This window comes from Plantibacter sp. CFBP 8804 (assembly GCF_014841225.1).
GTDB lineage: Bacteria > Actinomycetota > Actinomycetes > Actinomycetales > Microbacteriaceae > Plantibacter > Plantibacter auratus.
Genome location: NZ_JACYTU010000003.1, coordinates 54,854 through 71,801, shown reverse-complemented (window position 1 = coordinate 71,801; position 16,948 = coordinate 54,854). Strand labels below are relative to the sequence as shown.

General features: G+C 71.0%; 14 protein-coding genes. 12 read left to right on the top strand and 2 right to left on the bottom strand.

Going from position 1 to position 16,948, the window contains the following annotated elements; genetic code table 11:
- Positions 1-41: 41 nt before the first annotated feature.
- Positions 42-536, bottom strand: a complete 495-nt coding sequence (locus IFU11_RS08450) for a GNAT family N-acetyltransferase (RefSeq protein WP_085511004.1) — start codon at positions 534-536, stop codon at positions 42-44.
- Positions 537-645: 109 nt separating this feature from the next.
- On the bottom strand, positions 646-2,232 hold the full coding sequence (locus tag IFU11_RS08445) for a DEAD/DEAH box helicase (protein ID WP_192018667.1): 1,587 nt from the start codon (positions 2,230-2,232) through the stop codon (positions 646-648).
- Positions 2,233-2,710: 478 nt separating this feature from the next.
- Between IFU11_RS08445 and IFU11_RS08440 the strand changes: the two genes are divergently transcribed.
- From IFU11_RS08440 to IFU11_RS08385, 12 genes are all read left to right on the top strand, one after another.
- Positions 2,711-4,729: a glycoside hydrolase family 127 protein gene (locus tag IFU11_RS08440; protein WP_192018666.1), complete on the top strand. Its 2,019-nt coding sequence runs from the start codon at positions 2,711-2,713 to the stop codon at positions 4,727-4,729.
- Positions 4,730-4,807: 78 nt separating this feature from the next.
- Positions 4,808-6,502, top strand: coding sequence for an ABC transporter substrate-binding protein (locus tag IFU11_RS08435; RefSeq protein ID WP_124768779.1), 1,695 nt, complete (start codon positions 4,808-4,810; stop codon positions 6,500-6,502).
- Between the two features lie 45 nt (positions 6,503-6,547).
- On the top strand, positions 6,548-7,483 hold the full coding sequence (locus IFU11_RS08430; protein WP_064294392.1) for an ABC transporter permease: 936 nt from the start codon (positions 6,548-6,550) through the stop codon (positions 7,481-7,483).
- Positions 7,480-8,475, top strand: coding sequence for an ABC transporter permease (locus tag IFU11_RS08425; RefSeq protein WP_079705218.1), 996 nt, complete (start codon positions 7,480-7,482; stop codon positions 8,473-8,475). The genes IFU11_RS08430 and IFU11_RS08425 overlap by 4 nt, the downstream gene beginning before the upstream one ends.
- Complete coding sequence (locus IFU11_RS08420; protein WP_079705219.1) at positions 8,472-9,353, top strand: ABC transporter ATP-binding protein; 882 nt, start codon at positions 8,472-8,474, stop codon at positions 9,351-9,353. The genes IFU11_RS08425 and IFU11_RS08420 overlap by 4 nt, the downstream gene beginning before the upstream one ends.
- On the top strand, positions 9,350-10,228 hold the full coding sequence (locus IFU11_RS08415) for an ABC transporter ATP-binding protein (protein WP_192018665.1): 879 nt from the start codon (positions 9,350-9,352) through the stop codon (positions 10,226-10,228). Before IFU11_RS08420 ends, IFU11_RS08415 begins: the two co-directional genes overlap by 4 nt.
- Positions 10,225-11,538 (top strand): alpha/beta fold hydrolase, encoded by a 1,314-nt coding sequence (locus IFU11_RS08410; RefSeq protein ID WP_192018664.1) that lies wholly within the window; start codon positions 10,225-10,227, stop codon positions 11,536-11,538. The genes IFU11_RS08415 and IFU11_RS08410 overlap by 4 nt, the downstream gene beginning before the upstream one ends.
- The gene (locus tag IFU11_RS08405; protein ID WP_371742746.1) at positions 11,535-13,025 is read left to right on the top strand and encodes an aminopeptidase P family protein; all 1,491 of its coding nucleotides are present in this window, start codon (positions 11,535-11,537) and stop codon (positions 13,023-13,025) included. The genes IFU11_RS08410 and IFU11_RS08405 overlap by 4 nt, the downstream gene beginning before the upstream one ends.
- 41 nt (positions 13,026-13,066) lie before the next feature.
- The gene (locus IFU11_RS08400) at positions 13,067-13,744 is read left to right on the top strand and encodes a GntR family transcriptional regulator (RefSeq protein WP_192018663.1); all 678 of its coding nucleotides are present in this window, start codon (positions 13,067-13,069) and stop codon (positions 13,742-13,744) included.
- A gap of 118 nt (positions 13,745-13,862) precedes the next feature.
- Positions 13,863-15,059, top strand: a complete 1,197-nt coding sequence (locus tag IFU11_RS08395; RefSeq protein WP_192018662.1) for an NAD(P)/FAD-dependent oxidoreductase — start codon at positions 13,863-13,865, stop codon at positions 15,057-15,059.
- Positions 15,059-15,409: a (2Fe-2S)-binding protein gene (locus IFU11_RS08390; protein ID WP_192018661.1), complete on the top strand. Its 351-nt coding sequence runs from the start codon at positions 15,059-15,061 to the stop codon at positions 15,407-15,409. Before IFU11_RS08395 ends, IFU11_RS08390 begins: the two co-directional genes overlap by 1 nt.
- Complete coding sequence (locus tag IFU11_RS08385; protein WP_192018660.1) at positions 15,406-16,923, top strand: FAD/NAD(P)-dependent oxidoreductase; 1,518 nt, start codon at positions 15,406-15,408, stop codon at positions 16,921-16,923. Before IFU11_RS08390 ends, IFU11_RS08385 begins: the two co-directional genes overlap by 4 nt.
- Positions 16,924-16,948 lie beyond the last annotated feature (25 nt).

Genomic DNA, 16,948 nt, shown 5'->3' with positions numbered 1-16,948 from the left:
AGGCTCAGGGACCGGGGGAGCGGCTCAGGGACCGGGGCGCGTCAGCGGGTGTAGCGGACCTCGTCGATCATCTCGCCGAGGAACGGCTCGGTCTTGGCCCCACCGTCGAGGACGAACCCGTTGCGCTGGTAGAAGCGGTGCGCACGCGGGTTGTCCGCGGCGACCCACAGGAACGACGGCTGACCGTCGGGGATGGCGGCGTCGAACAGCTGCTGACCGATCCCGGTGCCGTGCCACGCGTCCAGCAGGTAGATGAAGTACAGCTCGCGCTCGCGGGGTGCGTCCTCCTCGCGGGCCGGACCCGAGCCGGAGAACCCGACGATCTCGCCGTCGACGAGGGCCGCGAAGTGCGTGTACTCGGGGCCCTGCGCAGCCCAGTGCGTCCAGAGCTCGGCCATACGACGCGGCGACAGCTTCGCGAGCGTCGCAGCGCTGATGAGGTGGTCGTAGGTCTCGTGCCAGGACGTGGCGTGGACGCGTCCCAGGGACTCGGCATCGACGTCGCGGACGGGGCGGACGACTGCGTTGACGTTCATGGTGGAACCGTATCCCGAGCGCCCCCGTCTCGCGAAATCGAGCGGGTCCGCGAACGGCGAAGCGCCGCCCACCCTGCGGTGGACGGCGCTTCGTTCGAGCGGTTCGCTGCTAGTTGCCGCTGGACGCGCGACGGTTGGTCCGGGGGCGCGAGGACTCGGCGGGAGCGCCCGAGTTCGCGGCGTAGCCGGTGCTGTAGTGCGTGCGGCTGCCACCGGTGGCAGCACCGGCACCCGCACGGGCACCGCCCGAGCGACCGGCGCCGGAGCGCTGTCCGCCCTGACCGCCGTTGCCGCCGGCGGGACGACCGCCACGACGACCGCCGCCGCCCTGGCCGCCCTCGCGAGGAGCGCTGTCGCGGCTCGCGCCGGCACGTGCGCCGTCGCGGTCGCGGTGACCGTTGCCGAGGCCGTTGCCGTCGCGGGCTGCACGCTTGCGCTGCGCGTTGGCACCCTGCGAGCGACCACCGCCACCACCCTGCTGCTGCACTGCCGCACGCGGCGCGGGCTTCACGTAGGCGGCGACGTCGCCGATGAGCTCGAGGACCGCCGGGGAGGTCGCGGTGACCGCCTGCGGGGTGACGTTGATCTCGGCCTTGCGGAGGAGCTTCTTGAGGTCCTCCATCTGGCCGGGGATCGCGAGGGTGACGACGTCACCGGCGCTGCCCGCACGAGCCGTGCGGCCCGAGCGGTGCAGGTATGCCTTGTGCTCGGTCGGCGGGTCGACGTGGATGACGAGCTCGACGTCGTCCACGTGCACGCCGCGGGCGGCGACGTCGGTGGCGACGAGGACCTTGGCGGTCCCGGCGCTGAAGGCCGCGAGGTTGCGGTCGCGGGCCACCTGCGAGAGGTTGCCGTGCAGGTCGACCGCGGGGATGCCGGAGTCGGTGAGCTGCTTCGCGAGCTTCTTGGCGTGGTGCTTCGTGCGCATGAAGAGGATGCGACGGCCGCTACCCGAGGCGAGGGCCTGGATGAGGTCCTTCTTCGACTCGACCGAGGGGGTCGTGAAGACGTGGTGCGTCATCGCGGCGACGGGCGAGTTCGCCTCGTCGACGGAGTGAAGCACCTCGTTCTGCAGGAACTTGCGGACGAGCTTGTCCACGCCGTTGTCGAGCGTCGCGGAGAACAGCAGACGCTGCCCGCCGCGAGGCGTCTTGTCGAGGATGCGCGTGACGACCGGCAGGAAGCCGAGGTCGGCCATGTGGTCGGCCTCGTCGAGGACGGTGATCTCCACGGCGTCGAGGTTCACGAAGCCCTGCTTCATGAGGTCCTCGAGGCGGCCGGGGCAGGCGATGACGATGTCGACGCCGGCGCGGAGCGCCTCTTCCTGACGCTTCTGCGAGACGCCGCCGAAGATCGTGGTGGTCTTCAGCGAGTAGGCGTCGGCCAGCGGCTGCATGACCGCGGCGATCTGGGTGGCGAGCTCGCGCGTCGGTGCGAGGACGAGTCCGAGCGGGCGACCCGGGCGGCGCTTGCCACCGGCGAGGGCGCCGCCGAGACGGGCGACCATCGGGATGCTGAAGGCGAGGGTCTTGCCGGAGCCGGTCTTGCCGCGGCCGAGGACGTCGCGTCCGCCGAGGGTGTCGGGGAGCGTGTCGATCTGGATGGGGAACGCGCTCGTCTTGCCGTCCTTCGCGAGGGAGGCGACGAGTGGTGCCGGGACGCCGAGGGCGTCGAAGGTGATGGTTGCTTCGGTCATGGGTGTGTGTCTCTTTCAGGCACGGCCACGAGCTTCGATGACGGCTGCCGGCGCACTCGTGTGCGGTAGCGGGCACTGCCGGGGTGACCACGCACGTGATGACTCACGTGGATGGTACGGCGTGCTTCCGTCGGCGTCGTCGCTGGTGGGAGGTGGCGAAGGCGCAGGTCGCGCATCCGTTCGCCGTATGAAGTGTCATCGACCCTGGCATGCACCGCTGGGTGCCGTGCAGGGGAGAGAGGGAGCGTTCTACGACGCAAGCGAGTACCGCACCGGATGGCGCGATCGCACGCAAGTTCATCAAGCGTAGCGCATCCGCTGAGGAGTCTGCTGGGAGTGGCGCGTTACGGCTGTGTTTCCATCTCCTGGAATCGGTCGTCGGCGCTTGACAGTCCGCTGGAGCAGGTGAGTAATGTGTCACCCACCACAAACCCGGATCCGTGTACTGTGTCACACGGTACAGAAAGGCCTGTCGCCCATGAGCTTCGACGAAGACGCCCGAGCAGCGAGCACCGCGGTGCACGCGGGAGGCCGTTACGCCGCCGTCGCACCGATCGCCGGAGTCCGCATCCCGCTGGGCGCCGGACAGGTCGCGCTGAGAGACGGCGAACTCGGTGCGTGGCAGCGTCGGAACCGGGACGCCACCGTCCCGCACTCGATCGAGCAGCTCCGCCTCGCCGGCAACCTCGACAACCTCGCCCGGATCGCCGACCCCGGCGACGGCACGTCGCGCTTCCGCGGGCGCTACCCGTTCCTCGACACGGACGTCTTCAAGACCCTCGAAGGCCTCGCCTACCTGCTCGCCGAGGACGAGCTCGTCGGGGCGGCACCCGGCGATGTCCGCGACTTCTACGAGGAGGCTGTCGGCGTCATCGAAGCCGCGCAGCGCGACGACGGGTACCTCAACTCCTACTTCCAGGCTCCGGAGATCGAGAAGGAACCCTGGGAGGACCTCGCCTGGGGCCACGAGCTGTACAACCTCGGGCACCTCATCCAGGCGGCGATCGCCGCGAAGCGTCGTCTCGGCGACGACCGTCTGCTGCACGTCGCCCGGGCCTTCGCCGACCTCGCCGTCGAACGGTTCGGACCGGACGGCGACCCGCAGGTGTGCGGGCACCCCGAGGTCGAGATGGCCCTGGTCGAGCTGTTCCGCGAGACCGGCGTGCGGTCCTACCTCGAGCTCGCGACCGCATTCGTCGACCGACGTGGTCACGGCACGGTCGAGCTCCGGGTCTTCCCCGCCGAGTACTTCCAGGACTCGGCCCCACTGCGCGACCTCGACTCCGTGACCGGACACGCCGTCCGCATGGCGTACCTGGCAGCCGGAGCGACCGACGTCGCCCTCGAACGCGGCGACCAGGAGCTGCTCGCATCGCTGCGGCGGCTCTGGGACGACATGGTGGAGACGAAGCTCTACCTCACGGGCGGCCTCGGGAGTCGACACTCCGACGAGGCGATCGGCGACCGCTACGAGCTGCCGTCCGAACGCTCCTACAGCGAGACGTGCGCGGCGATCGCCGTGATGCAGTGGGGCTGGCGCCTGTACCTCGCGACCGGGTCGGCGGCCGTCCTCGACACCGTCGAGACCGTCCTCTACAACGCGTACGCCGCCGGCCTCTCCGCGGACGGCATGGCCTTCTTCTACGACAACCCGCTGCAGCGTCGCCCCGACCACCTGCAGCGGTCGGGGGCGGAGGCGGACGGCGAACTCCTCAGACGGAGCTGGTTCGGTTGCCCGTGCTGCCCGCCGAACATCGTGCGCTGGACCGCGGAGCTGCAGGATCACCTCGCGACGTCGACCCCCGCCGGTGTCGAAATCGCCCACCTCACCGCGGCGTCGATCACGACCGAGCGGCTCTCCGTCACCGTCGACACCGCGTATCCGTGGGACGGAGCGGTCACCGTGACGGTGGACACCGCCGCCGACGACGAAGTCGAGCTCGCGATCCGCATCCCCTCGTGGGTCGTCGGTGGCTCCATCCGCGTGGGCGGGTCGACCGCGCCGCTCGAACCCGTCGACGGGTGGATCCGTGTCCGGCGGTGGTGGCGTGCCGGCGACACCGTGGAGCTCGACCTCCCGATGCCGGTCCGGGCCCACGGCGCGCACCCCTCCGTCGACGCCCTCCGCGGCTCGATCGCCTTCGTCCGCGGACCGATCGTCTCCTGCGCCGAGCAGCAGGACACGACGGCGGACCTCGACCTCCTGCGGTTCTCCGGAGCCGACGCGGATCGCGCGGTCGTCGAGCACCGTCGGATCCTGGACCGGGAGGGGATCGACGCCGTCGCGCTCCTCGTCCCGGCGGTGATCGACGCCCCCGCTCCGGCCGTGCTCTACCCGGTCCTCTCCGGTGCGCCCGAGGCCGAGCCGGCCGCGGCACCGCTCGCCGACACCGAGACGACGGCCTCGGTGACGCAGACCACCGCGACCCTCATCCCCTACGCCCTCTGGGGCAACCGCGAACCGGGTGCCATGCGCGTCTGGTTCCGCGCCCGCTGACCTCCTCCCGCCCCTCGAACCCGCTCCACCCTCTCCACCCGCGGGCGACCCGCCCGATCGACACGAAAGCAGAGCGTCATGAAGCAACGATTCTCCATCCCCGCCCTCGCGGCGGCGGCCGTCCTCCTCCTCGCGGGGTGTACCTCCGCGGGTTCGGGCTCGGGAGGTGACGGCCCGTCCAGCACCCCGGTGAAGGGCGGCACCGTCGACGTCCTCCTCAACGCGGACTTCTCGCACCTCGACCCGGTCCAGGGCTTCGACGGCGGCGTGAACAACTTCTACCGCCTCATCTACCGCACGTTGACGACGCAGTCCACGGGCGAGGGCGCCAAGGGCACCGAGATGGTCCCCGACCTCGCGACCGACCTCGGCACGGTGAGCGACGACGGCCTCCAGTGGACGTTCACGCTCAAGGACGACCTCAAGTTCGAGGACGGCACGCCGATCACGAGCAAGGACGTCAAGTTCGGCGTCGAGCGCTCCTTCGACCCGGCCATCGCCGTCGGATCGCCCTACGCCCGCCTGACGATCGCCGGGACGGACTCGTACGAGGGCCCGTACATCACGGGTGACCTGCCGTCCATCCAGACGCCGGACGACCAGACCATCGTCTTCACGCTCAAGGAGCCGTTCGCCGACTTCGCGAGCGTCGTCGGGCAGAACAGCTTCACGCCCTTCCCCGCCGACACCGAGCGGGTGACGACGACGAGCCTCGACAAGATGCCGATCGCCTCCGGCCCCTACAAGGTCGACAGCTACGAGCGCGGTTCGCAGCTGAAGCTCGTCCGCAACGACTCGTGGGACCCGAAGACGGACGACGTCCGCAAGGCCTACCCGGACGGCTTCGACTTCACCTTCGGCCTCGACGCCTCGACCATCGACGAGCGCATGATCGCCGGCCAGGGTGACGACGCGAACGCGATCGCCGGGTCCGTCCAGGCGGCCTCCATCTCCCGGATCCAGACGCCGGCACTCAAGGCACGGACCATCGCCGGCCTCCAGGGCTGCACCACGTACATGGGCCTGAACACGACCAAGCCGAACATGGACAACCCGCTGGTCCGCCAGGCCATCGCCTACGCCATCGACCGCGAGTCGGTGAAGGACGCCTCGGGCGGATCGCAGCTCGCGGACATCGCGACCACCATGCTGCCGCCCACCGTCGCCGGCCACACCGAATTCGACCTCTACCCGAGCAAAGACAACGCAGGCGACCCGGAGAAGGCCAAGGAACTCCTCACCGAGGCGGGCCTCCCCGACGGCTTCTCGTTCACGCTCGACATCCGCAGCCAGCCCAAGATGCAGGCGCAGGCCGAGGCGGTGCAGCAGGCGCTCGCGAAGGCCGGCATCACGGTGAACTTCAACCTCATCGACACCTCGACCTACTACGAGGTCATCGGCACGACGTCGCAGCAGAACGACGCCGCGATCACCGGCTGGTGCCCGGACTGGGCCTCCGGTTCGACCTTCCTGCCGCCGCTCTTCGACGGCTCGCAGATCTTCCCGAAGGGCAACTCGAACATCGCGCAGCTGAACGACCCCGCCGTCAACGAGCGCATCGCCGAGATCCGCGCGATGACCGACACCGACGAGGCCAACGCCGCTTGGGGCGCGCTCGACGAGCAGATCCAGAAGCTCGTGCCGACGGTGCCGCTGCTGTTCGAGAAGACGGTCATGGTCGTCGGAGCCAACGTCGCCGGTGCGTACTCGCACGCCGGGTACTCCGGTGGCATCGACTACGTCTCCGTCGGCCTGTCCTCGGCCGGCAAGTAGTCGGAAAGCCGGTAGCCGCAGATGTCGTCGTCCGTTCCCAGTGAGCTGACCACCGTCGCCGAGGAGGTGGGTGCGCCGGTCGGTGCGCCCACCCCCGCGCGGCGGGTGATCGCCACCCTCCGTTCCAGCCCACCGGTGCTGCTCAGCGTCGCGTTCATCGTGCTCGTCGTGCTGCTCGCGATCCTCGCCCCGCTGATCACCGCGATCAGCGGCTGGGGTCCGTACACCTTCGACAAGTCGGCGGTGGACTCCGACCTCGGCGGCGTGCCGATCGGCAACCTCGGCGGGATCTCCGCCGAGCACTGGTTCGGGGTCGAACCCGGGAACGGACGCGACATCTTCGCGCGCATCGCCTTCGGTGCGCAGGTGTCGCTGTCGATCGCCGTCTCGGCGACGATCGTCACGACCGTGCTCGGCGTCGTGCTCGGCATGCTCGCCGGCTTCTACGGCGGGTGGGTCGACCAGGTCGTCTCCCGCGTCATGGACTTCCTCATGGCGTTCCCGTCGCTCATCTTCATGATCGCGCTCCTGTCGGCCCTGCCCGCCGGCAACCGACCGGTCCTGCTCGTCGTGGTGCTGAGCCTCTTCGGCTGGCCGTACACCGCCCGGGTGGTGCGCGGTCAGGCGATGTCGCTGCGGACGAGCGAGTTCGTCGAATCGGCGCGCGCGTCGGGCGCTGGAGGCATCCGCATCGTCTTCCGCGAGATCCTGCCGAACCTCCGCGGCACCATCATCGTCCTGGCCACCCTCGCCGTTCCCGGTTACATCGGCACGGAGGCGGGCCTCTCCTTCCTCGGCGTCGGCGTCACCCCGCCCACGCCGAGCTGGGGCCAGATGATCGCGACCGCGGTCGGCTGGTACGCGGTCGACCCGATGTACTTCCTGATCCCCGGCACCTTCCTGTTCCTCACGGTGCTGTCCTTCACCGTGCTCGGCGACCGCCTGCGCAAGGCCCTCGACTCGGGAGACGCCGCCTCATGACCCTCTACCTCCTGCGCCGGATCGCGTCGGCGATCGGCATCCTGCTGCTCATCAGCCTGTTCACCTACGTCATCTTCTTCCTGCTGTCGCCTGACCCGGCGGTGCAGATCTGCGGCAAGACCTGCACCCCCGACCGCATCGACCAGATCCGGGCGCAGCTCGGGCTCGACCAGCCGTTCTGGCAGCAGTACCTCGAGTTCATCCGGGGGATCGTCATGGGCCGGAGCTACGGGGAGGGCGCCTCGGCCGTCTCCTGCGCGGCGCCGTGCCTCGGCTTCAGCTTCCAGACCAACGAGTCCGTCATGGACATGATCACCGCGCGCTTCCCCGTGACCGCGACGGTCGCGATCGGTGCGGCGGTCCTCTGGCTGCTCGTCGGCGTCAGCGGTGGCCTGCTCAGCGCCGTCAAGCAGGGGACCGGCTGGGACCGTGGGGCGATGATGGTCGCCCTCGCCGGCATCAGCCTGCCGAACTACTTCCTGGCGCTCCTCCTGCAGTACGTCCTCGTGGTGCAACTGCAGATCCTGCCGTTCCCGCAGGCCGTGCCGTTCGCCGAAGACCCGGTCCGGTGGTTCCAGAACTACCTCATGCCGTGGATCGTGCTCGCCCTCGGCTACGCGTCGATGTACGCGAGGCTCGTCAGGGCGAACGTCATCGACACCCTCGGTGAGAACTTCATGCGGACCGCCCGGGCGAAGGGCCTGCCCGCGCCCCTCATCCTGCGCCGCCACGCGCTGCGGCCGGCGCTCACGCCCGTCGTCACGCTCTTCGGCATGGACTTCGCGGGCCTCCTCGGGGGCGCCCTCATCACCGAGACGGTGTTCGGACTGAACGGCGTCGGCAAGCTCGCCGCCGACTCGATCGCGAAGAACGACCAGCCCGTCATCATGGGCGTCACCCTCCTGGCCGCGTTCTTCGTGGTCATCGGCAACGTCGTGGTCGACGTCGTGTACACGTTCCTCGACCCGAGAGTGAGAGTGAAGAGCGCATGAGCCCCACCGTCACCAGGACCATCTCCCTGCCCGTCCCCGGGGCGGCGCTGCTCGAGGTCGACGACCTCACGGTCACCTTCCCGACCACCTCCGGCGACATCGACGTGGTGCGGAAGGCGTCGTTCGCGGTCCAGCACGGCCAGACCCTCGGCATCGTGGGCGAGTCCGGCTCCGGCAAGTCCATGACCTCGCTCGCGATCATGGGACTCCTCCCGAACGGCGGGCGCACGACCGGCAGCGTCCGACTGAGCGGACACGAGCTCGTCGGGCGAAGCGACCGCGAGATGCGCCGCGTGCGCGGCGACCGGATCGCGATGGTCTTCCAGGACCCGCTCTCCTCGCTCAACCCGTACTACACCGTCGGACTGCAGATCGAGGAGGCGTACCGCGCCCATCGCGGCGGTTCTCGGAAGGCCGCCAGGGCGGTCACGATCGAGGCCCTCGAACGGGTCCGCATCGCGGACGCCTCCCGGCGCGTCGACCACTACCCGCACCAGTTCTCGGGCGGCATGCGGCAGCGCATCATGATCGCCATGGCGCTCTGCCTGGAACCCGACCTGCTCATCGCGGACGAACCGACGACGGCGCTCGACGTCACCGTCCAGGCGCAGATCCTCGACCTGCTCTCCGAACTGCAACGGGAGACCGGTGCCGGCATGATCTTCATCACCCACGACCTCGCCGTCGTCAGTCAGGTCGCCGACGACGTGCTCGTCATGCGCGGCGGCGACCCCGTCGAGATGGGCACGGCCGAGCAGATCTTCTCCCGGCCACAGGCGGCGTACACCCGGGCGCTGCTCGACGCCCTCCCACGGATCGACGACCCGTTCACCGAGCGCCCGACGGCACCCGCCACGACCGGAGAAGGACAGGCATGAACGACGCACCAGTGCTCCTGCAGGCCACCGGGCTGACGAAAGACTTCACCACGAAGGGTGACGGGGCGTTCCGCGCACGCACCACCCAGTTCCGCGCCGTCGACGACGTCGGGTTCGCCGTCCGCGCCGGCGAGACGCTCGGCATCGTCGGGGAGTCGGGCAGCGGCAAGTCGACGACCGCGCGGATGATCGCGAAGCTCATCGAACCGACCGCCGGCAGGATCACCTTCGACGGCGAGGACGTCACCACTGCGCGTGGGTCGGCGCTCGCCGCGTTCCGGACGAAGGTGCAGGTCGTCTTCCAGGACCCGTTCTCCTCCCTCAACCCGAGGCACACCGTCGAGCGCATCGTGTCGGCACCGCTCGACTACCAGGGCATCACCCCGAAGCAGGGCAAGCGCGCGCTCGTGCGCGACCTGCTCGACCGCGTCGGCCTGAACCCCGACCACCTCCAGCGCTACCCGCGGCAGTTCTCCGGCGGCCAGGCCCAGCGCATCGGGATCGCCCGGGCGCTCGCCGTCTCCCCGAAGCTCGTGATCTGCGACGAGGCGGTGTCGGCGCTCGACGTGTCGGTGCAGGCGCGCATCATCGACCTGCTGCGTGACCTGCAGGCCGAGCGCGGCCTGAGCTACCTGTTCATCGCACACGACCTCGCCGTCGTGCGGCAGATCGCGCACGACGTCGCCGTCATGCACCGGGGCAAGGTGGTCGAGCAGGGTGACCGCGAGGCGATCTTCGACCACCCGCAGGACGAGTACACGAAGACCCTGCTCGCCGCCGTGCCCACGATCGACCCGAGCTGGGAGGCCGCGCGTGCCACCATGCTCGAACAGGAGCGGACGCACGGACCGGCCGCCGGAAGGACAGAGGCATGACCCACCGCACCACCACCTCCCTGCTGCCGGGGATCCACGTGACCGACCACACGGTCGACGTCCCGCTCGACTGGCGGCGGCCCGACGACGGCCGCACGATCAGCGTGTTCGCCCGCGAACTCGTCGACCCCCTGCGTCGCGACGAGCAGCTCCCGGTCCTCGTGTTCCTCCAGGGCGGACCGGGCGGCAAAGGCCCGCGTCCGGTGTCCAGGGACGGCTGGGTCGCCGAGGCCCTCCGCACTTTCCGCCTCGTGCTGCTCGACCAACGCGGCACCGGCCGGAGCACCAGGATCGACGGGCGGTCCATCGCGGCCGTCGGTGACGCTGCCGCACAGGCCGAGTACCTGGAACGCTTCCGGGCCGACTCGATCGTCGACGACGCCGAGTACCTGCGCCGCACCGTCTTCGGTGGCCGTCGCTGGTCGACGCTCGGTCAGAGCTACGGCGGGTTCCTCACCCTCACCTACCTCTCACGAGCCTCGGAGGGACTGGCAGCCTGCTACGTCACGGGCGGTCTTGCGGGCATCCACCCGTCGGCGGCTGAGGTCTACCGCCGCACCTATCCGCGCACGGAGCGCAAGAACCGGGCCTTCGCCGAGCGGTACCCCCAGGACGTCGACACCGTCGCGCGGATCGCCGACCGACTCACCGCCGAGGAGGTGCTCCTGCCGGACGGCGACCGACTCACCGTGCGGCGCTTCCAGAACCTCGGGATCGACTTCGGGATGAAGCCCGGTTACGAGCGTCTCCACTGGCTGCTCGACGAGGCGTTCGACAGCGGCGACCGCCTGAGCGACACTTTCCTGGCGCAGGTCTGGGGGAGGACGTCCTACGTCGACAACCCCCTCTTCATCGCCCTGCAGGAGAGCATCTACGGTGCCGCCGGCGCGGGGGCGACCGCGTGGGCGGCGCAGACCGAGCGCGATGCACGGCCGGCGTTCGCCGAGACGGCCAGGCCGCTGCTGTTCACGGGCGAGATGGTCTACCCCTGGATGTTCGAGGAGATCCGCTCGCTCCGGCCCTTCCAGGGTGCGGTGGAGCGACTGGCGGCCAAGACCGACTGGGACCCGCTGTACGACCCCGCGGTCCTGCAGGCGAGCACGGTGCCGCTCGCCGCGGCCGTGTACTTCGACGACATGTACGTGGACGCGCAGCTGCAGTTGGAGACGGTCGACGCCGTCGGCGGGGCGACCGCCTGGGTCACGAACGAGTACGAGCACGACGGGATCCAGGACGCCGCCGTGGTGCGCCGCCTGTTCTCGATGGTGGACGAGCGCGGCGGCCGTCGCGCGGATGAGGAGCAGGCATGACCGACACGCAGCAGCAGGCGCCCGAGCAGACGGCGGGCCTCGCGCCGGCCACCACTGAGGCACCGGCCACGTCCATGCCGCGCCCGGCGAACCCGGACCCGAAGCTGCCCCGCCTGGCAGAGGTGCCGGCGTTCCGCGAGTTCCTCGGCACCGGCTGGGGTACCCCCGACCGCACGCCGCCGGTCGAGCCCGGGATCGCCGCGGCCGCAGCCGAGCACCGTCGTCGGCTGAGCGAGGCCTTCGTCGGGCGGACGCTCGTTGTCGCCTCCGGTCGCGCGCCCGTCCGTGCCAACGACTCGAACTACGACTTCCGCCCCGACAGCGACTTCTTCTGGCTCACCGGCTGCTCCGCCGAGGACGCGGTCCTCGTGCTACGTCCGAGCGGCGCCGGTCACGACGCGACGTTGTACATCCCGGCACCGGCGCACCCGGGCGAGACCGGGTTCTTCGCCGACGCCAACCACGGCGAACTCTGGGTCGGCTCCGCGCCGGGGCCGGCCGACTGGTCGGCAGTCCTCGACCTCCGGGTCGAGGTGCTCGCCGCGCTGCCCGACGCGCTCCGAGGCGTCGAACGACCGCTCCTCGCGGGGACCCTGACCTCGCGGCATCGCGCGCTCGAGCCGCTGACGGTCGCGCCGGAACTCGGCCGCGTGCTCTCGGAACTGCGCATGATCAAGGACGACTGGGAGATCGCGGAGCTGCGGCGAGCGGTCGACGCGACCGTCGGCGGGTTCTCCGCCGTGATCCGAGAGCTGCCGACGGCCGTCGCCGGCGGCGGTGAGCGCTGGCTGCAGGGGACCTTCGACCGGCACGCCCGCACCACGGGGAACGGCCCCGGCTACTCGACCATCGTCGGGAGCGGCGCGCACGCACCCACGCTCCACTGGGTGCGCTGCGACGGCCCGGTCCGCCCCGAGGACGCGATCCTGCTCGACATGGGCGTGGAGACGCGTGCGTTCTACACGGCCGACGTCACCCGCACCTTCCCCGTCTCGGGCACCTTCAGCCCGGAGCAGCGTCGGGTCCACGACCTCGTCGAGGCGTCCCACCGCGCCGGGATGGCCGCCGTGCGGCCGGGCCGCGACTTCACCGACTTCCACCACGCGGCCATGGAGGTCATCGCGCAAGGACTCCACGACTGGGACCTCCTGCCGGTGTCCGTCGACGAGGCGCTCAGCCCGATCGGACAACAGCATCGGCGGTACCTCGTGTGCGGCATCGGTCACCACCTCGGCCTCGATGTCCACGACTGCGCCAAGTCCTCCTACGAGGCCTACCAGGGCGGCTCGATGGCGCCCGGCATGGTGCTCACGGTCGAGCCGGGGCTGTACTTCCACGCCTTCGACGAGACGGTTCCACCGGAACTGCGCGGCATCGGCGTCCGGCTCGAGGACGACCTGCTCGTGACGGCCGACGGCGCCGAGGTGCTGTCGGATGCGCTGCCCATCGACGCGTCGGGCATCGAAGCGTGGATGCGCGCCCAGTAACCTGAGCGGACCGTGGTGGGAGACGAAGGATGGGAGTCGCGATGAGCATGTCGGCGATCCGACCGGCCGAGGAACGGCTGAGCCTGCGGGCGCAGGTGGAGCGGGCGGTGTCCGCGGCGATCATCTCGGGCGAGCTCGCGCCGGGGACGATGATCTCGGTACCGACGCTGGCGGTGCAGTTCAACGTCTCGGCGACCCCGGTCCGCGAAGCGATGCTCGATCTCGAGAAGCGCGACTTCGTGGAGGCGGTCCGGAACAAGGGGTTCCGCGTCACGGTCGTCAGCGAGGCCTCGCTCCGCAACACGGCGCAGATCCGCCAGCTCCTCGAGCCGCCCGCGATGGCGGACCTGGCGGAGGTCTTCGACCACGAGTCGCTGCCCGAGCTCCGGCAGCAGGCGGACGACATCGTGGCCGGTGCCCGCGACGGCGACCTGACCCGGTACCTCGAAGCCGACCAGGCGTTCCACCTCGCGCTCACCGCGAAACTCGGCAACCCGCTGCTCGTCGAGCTCGTCGCGGACCTCCGCGGACGCACCCGGCTCGTGGGACTGGCCGCCATGCTCGACTCGCAGCAGCTCGACCGCTCGGCCGTGGAGCACCACGAGCTCCTCGACGCCCTCGAGCGGGGTGACGGGGTCGCCGCGCGCGAGCTCATGCACCGACACATCGGGCACACCACCGGCTGGTGGGCCGGCAAGCCCGAATCCGACGCCGAGTAGCCCCTGGCGTGCGTGCGCGGACCTCGACCAGGACCCGCGATGGTGCACGCTTGCCTGTTCAGTGAATGTGTGACACATTACTGAAAGCCCTTCCCCGCATCGACCGAGAGGACCGCACGTGACCCGCATCGTCATCGTCGGCGCCGGCATCGTCGGTGCGGCCTGCGCGCGGATCCTCGCCCGACGCGGTGCCGAGGTCGTCGTGCTCGACCGTTCGGCCGCCGCCGGCGGCACGAGCGGCTCGGGGGAGGGGAACCTCCTCGTCTCCGACAAGGGGCCGGGCCCCGAACTCGACCTCGCCCGGTACGCCTCGCGCCTCTGGCCCGTCGTCACCGCCGAACTCGTGGCCGAACTGGGACCGACCTTCCCGAGCATCGAGTTCGAGCGCAAGGGCGGCATCGTGGTCGCCACCACCGAGGCCGGCGCGCAGCCCCTGCTCGACTTCGCCGCCGCCCAGCGCGCGGCCGGTGTCGACGCCAGACCCCTCACCGAGGACGAGCTGCTCGCGGCGGAGCCGTCGATCACCCGCTCGTCCACGGCGGCCGTCCACTATCCCGAGGATGCACAGGTCCAGCCCGTCATCGCCACGGAGGCCCTGCTCGCCTCGGCCCGGCGGGCGGGCGCTGTCGTGCGCACCGGCGTCACCGTGACGGGCGGCGTCCGGAGCGCGACCGGACGCCTCACGGGTGTCCGGACCTCCGTGGGCGACGTCTCGGGCGACGCGGTCCTCGTCTGCGCCGGACCGTGGTCGGCCGAGCTCGGCGACCTGCTCGGCGCACCCGTCCCGGTCCGTCCCCGTCGCGGCATGGTGCTCGTCACCACCCGCATGCCGCACCGCGTGCACCACAAGGTCTACGACGGTGACTACTTCGGGGCCACACAGTCGAGCGACGCCTCGCTCCAGACCTCGAGCGTCGTCGAGTCGACGGCTGCGGGCACCGTCCTCATCGGATCAAGCCGGCAGCAGATCGGGTTTGACGCACGCCTCGACGTCGACGTGCTCCGCGAGGTCGCGGCGAAGTCGCTGCGCCTCTTCCCGTTCCTCCGCGACGCCTCGGTCATGCGCAGCTACGGCGGCTTCCGGCCGTACATGCCCGACCACCTCCCGGTCATCGGCCCCGACCACCGCGTGGACGGCCTGTGGCATGCGACGGGTCACGAGGGCGCCGGCATCGGACTGGCCCTCGCGACCGCTGAACTCATCGCCGCCCGCCTGCTCGGTGGATCCACCGACCTCGACGACGCCCCGTTCCAACTCGACCGCCCGGGCCTCACCCCGCACCTGCGCGTCGACCGGCCGGCGGAGGTGGCCTGATGGTCTCGAGACGACTGCCCGCGACGGACGACCGGATCGTGCCCGGCACGGAGGACGCGCTGCGCATCGACCTCGACGGGACGCCCGTCGACGGACTCCGCGGCCAGACGATCGCCGGCGTCCTGTTGGGCTCCGGCGTCCTCGCCTGGCGCCGCACCAGTGGGTCCGGGAAGTCGCGCGGCGTCTTCTGCGGCATCGGGGTCTGCTTCGACTGCATCGTCACGGTGAACGGCCAGCGGGACGTCCGCGCCTGCCAGCGTCGCGCCGCGGACGGCGACCGCATCGAGACACAGCACGACGCCCTCCCGGAACCCACGACGGAGAACGACCCGTTCGGGGACCGGACATGAGCGCCCGGCAGCGTGAGGTCGTCGTCGTCGGTGCAGGTCCCGCCGGCCTCCAGGCCGCGCTCGCCGCCCGGGCCCTCGGCGCCGCCGTCACGCTGCTCGACGCCTCGGACGAGCTCGGCGGTCAGTACTGGCGGCACCTGCCGGCCAGCCGGCCGTCCGCGGCCGAGGCCTCGCTGCATCACGGGTTCGAGCGCTTCGTCGCCATGCGCGCGGCGCTCGACGCCGACGACGGCTGCACGGTGATCACCGAGGCGCAGGTGTGGGCGATCGACGTCGACCGCGCCGCCACCGACCACGGCTCCGACGACACCTCCGGGGCGACCGGCCTGCGTCTGCACGTCCTGGTCGGACCGCCGGACGGCGCCGACCGCACGCCGCTCACCCTCCGGCCGGACGCGCTCGTCCTTGCGACCGGCGCGCACGACCGCACGCTGCCGTTCCCCGGCTGGGACCTCCCCGGCGTCTTCTCGGCCGGTGCCGCCCAGGCCCTCGCGAAGGGCGAGCGGGTCACCGTCGGTCAGCGGGTGGTCGTCGCCGGCGCCGGACCGTTCCTGTTGCCGGTGGCCGCGTCCTTGACCGCGACCGGATCACGCGTCCTCGGGGTCTACGAGGCCACGACCGTCGGCGGACTCGCCCGGGGCTGGCTTCCCAAGCCCTGGCAGCTGCTCGGCGTGACCGGGAAGGCCGGTGAGCTGCTCGGCTACGTCGGCGGCCACCTCCGCCACCGGATCCCGTACCGCGTCGGTCACGCCGTGGTCGCCGCGCACGGCACCGACCGGGTCGAGCGTGTGACCATCGCCGCCGTCGACGCCGACTGGTCGCCGATCCCCGGGACCGAGCGCACGGTCGAAGCGGACGCCGTGTGCGTCAGCCACGGGTTCACCCCGCGGCTCGAGCTGCCCGTCGCGGTCGGCTGCGCGCTCACCGACGCCCGGTTCGTCCAGGTCGACGCCGAGCAGCGCACGAGCGTCCCGACCGTCTTCGCGGCGGGGGAGATCACCGGGATCGGGGGTGTCGACGCTGCGCTCGCGGAAGGGGCTGTGGCGGGACACGCTGCGGCCGGCGGACTCCCCGGTGCCTCCGGGATCCGTGCCGCCGTGAGCCGGCGCGACACGTTCCTCGCCTTCGCCGACCGGCTCGAACGCGCCCACGGCATCCGTGCCGGCTGGAGCGACTGGCTCGACGACGACACCACCATCTGCCGCTGCGAGGAGGTCGACTACGGCTCGTTGCGCACGACGGCTACCGCCACCTGCGCGACCGGCCTGGGCTCGCTCAAACTCAGCACGCGTGCCGGGCTCGGGATCTGCCAGGGCCGCATGTGCGGTCGCACCGTCGAGGAGCTCCTCCACCGCGTCGCCTCCGAATCCGGCGGCAGCGGCCTCATCGACGGCGTCTCGAGCGACCGCCGGCCCATCGCCTCCCCGCTGCGCATCGGCGAACTCGCCGCGCAGGCACCGGGACACCCTCCCCACGAACCGCCGTCGACCCCGACGGCCGAACACCCAGGATGACCGACCGGTCTCCGCACCACTCCCT

Excerpts from the sequence above, each read along its gene's own strand:
- IFU11_RS08450 (WP_085511004.1), bottom strand. The coding sequence starts at position 536 with ATGAACGTCAACGCAGTCGTCCGCCCCGTCCGCGACGTCGATGCCGAG.
- IFU11_RS08445 (WP_192018667.1), bottom strand. The coding sequence starts at position 2,232 with ATGACCGAAGCAACCATCACCTTCGACGCCCTCGGCGTCCCGGCACCA.
- IFU11_RS08440 (WP_192018666.1), top strand. The coding sequence starts at position 2,711 with ATGAGCTTCGACGAAGACGCCCGAGCAGCGAGCACCGCGGTGCACGCG.
- IFU11_RS08435 (WP_124768779.1), top strand. The coding sequence starts at position 4,808 with ATGAAGCAACGATTCTCCATCCCCGCCCTCGCGGCGGCGGCCGTCCTC.
- IFU11_RS08425 (WP_079705218.1), top strand. The coding sequence starts at position 7,480 with ATGACCCTCTACCTCCTGCGCCGGATCGCGTCGGCGATCGGCATCCTG.
- IFU11_RS08420 (WP_079705219.1), top strand. The coding sequence starts at position 8,472 with ATGAGCCCCACCGTCACCAGGACCATCTCCCTGCCCGTCCCCGGGGCG.
- IFU11_RS08415 (WP_192018665.1), top strand. The coding sequence starts at position 9,350 with ATGAACGACGCACCAGTGCTCCTGCAGGCCACCGGGCTGACGAAAGAC.
- IFU11_RS08410 (WP_192018664.1), top strand. The coding sequence starts at position 10,225 with ATGACCCACCGCACCACCACCTCCCTGCTGCCGGGGATCCACGTGACC.
- IFU11_RS08405 (WP_371742746.1), top strand. The coding sequence starts at position 11,535 with ATGACCGACACGCAGCAGCAGGCGCCCGAGCAGACGGCGGGCCTCGCG.
- IFU11_RS08400 (WP_192018663.1), top strand. The coding sequence starts at position 13,067 with ATGAGCATGTCGGCGATCCGACCGGCCGAGGAACGGCTGAGCCTGCGG.
- IFU11_RS08390 (WP_192018661.1), top strand. The coding sequence starts at position 15,059 with ATGGTCTCGAGACGACTGCCCGCGACGGACGACCGGATCGTGCCCGGC.
- IFU11_RS08385 (WP_192018660.1), top strand. The coding sequence starts at position 15,406 with ATGAGCGCCCGGCAGCGTGAGGTCGTCGTCGTCGGTGCAGGTCCCGCC.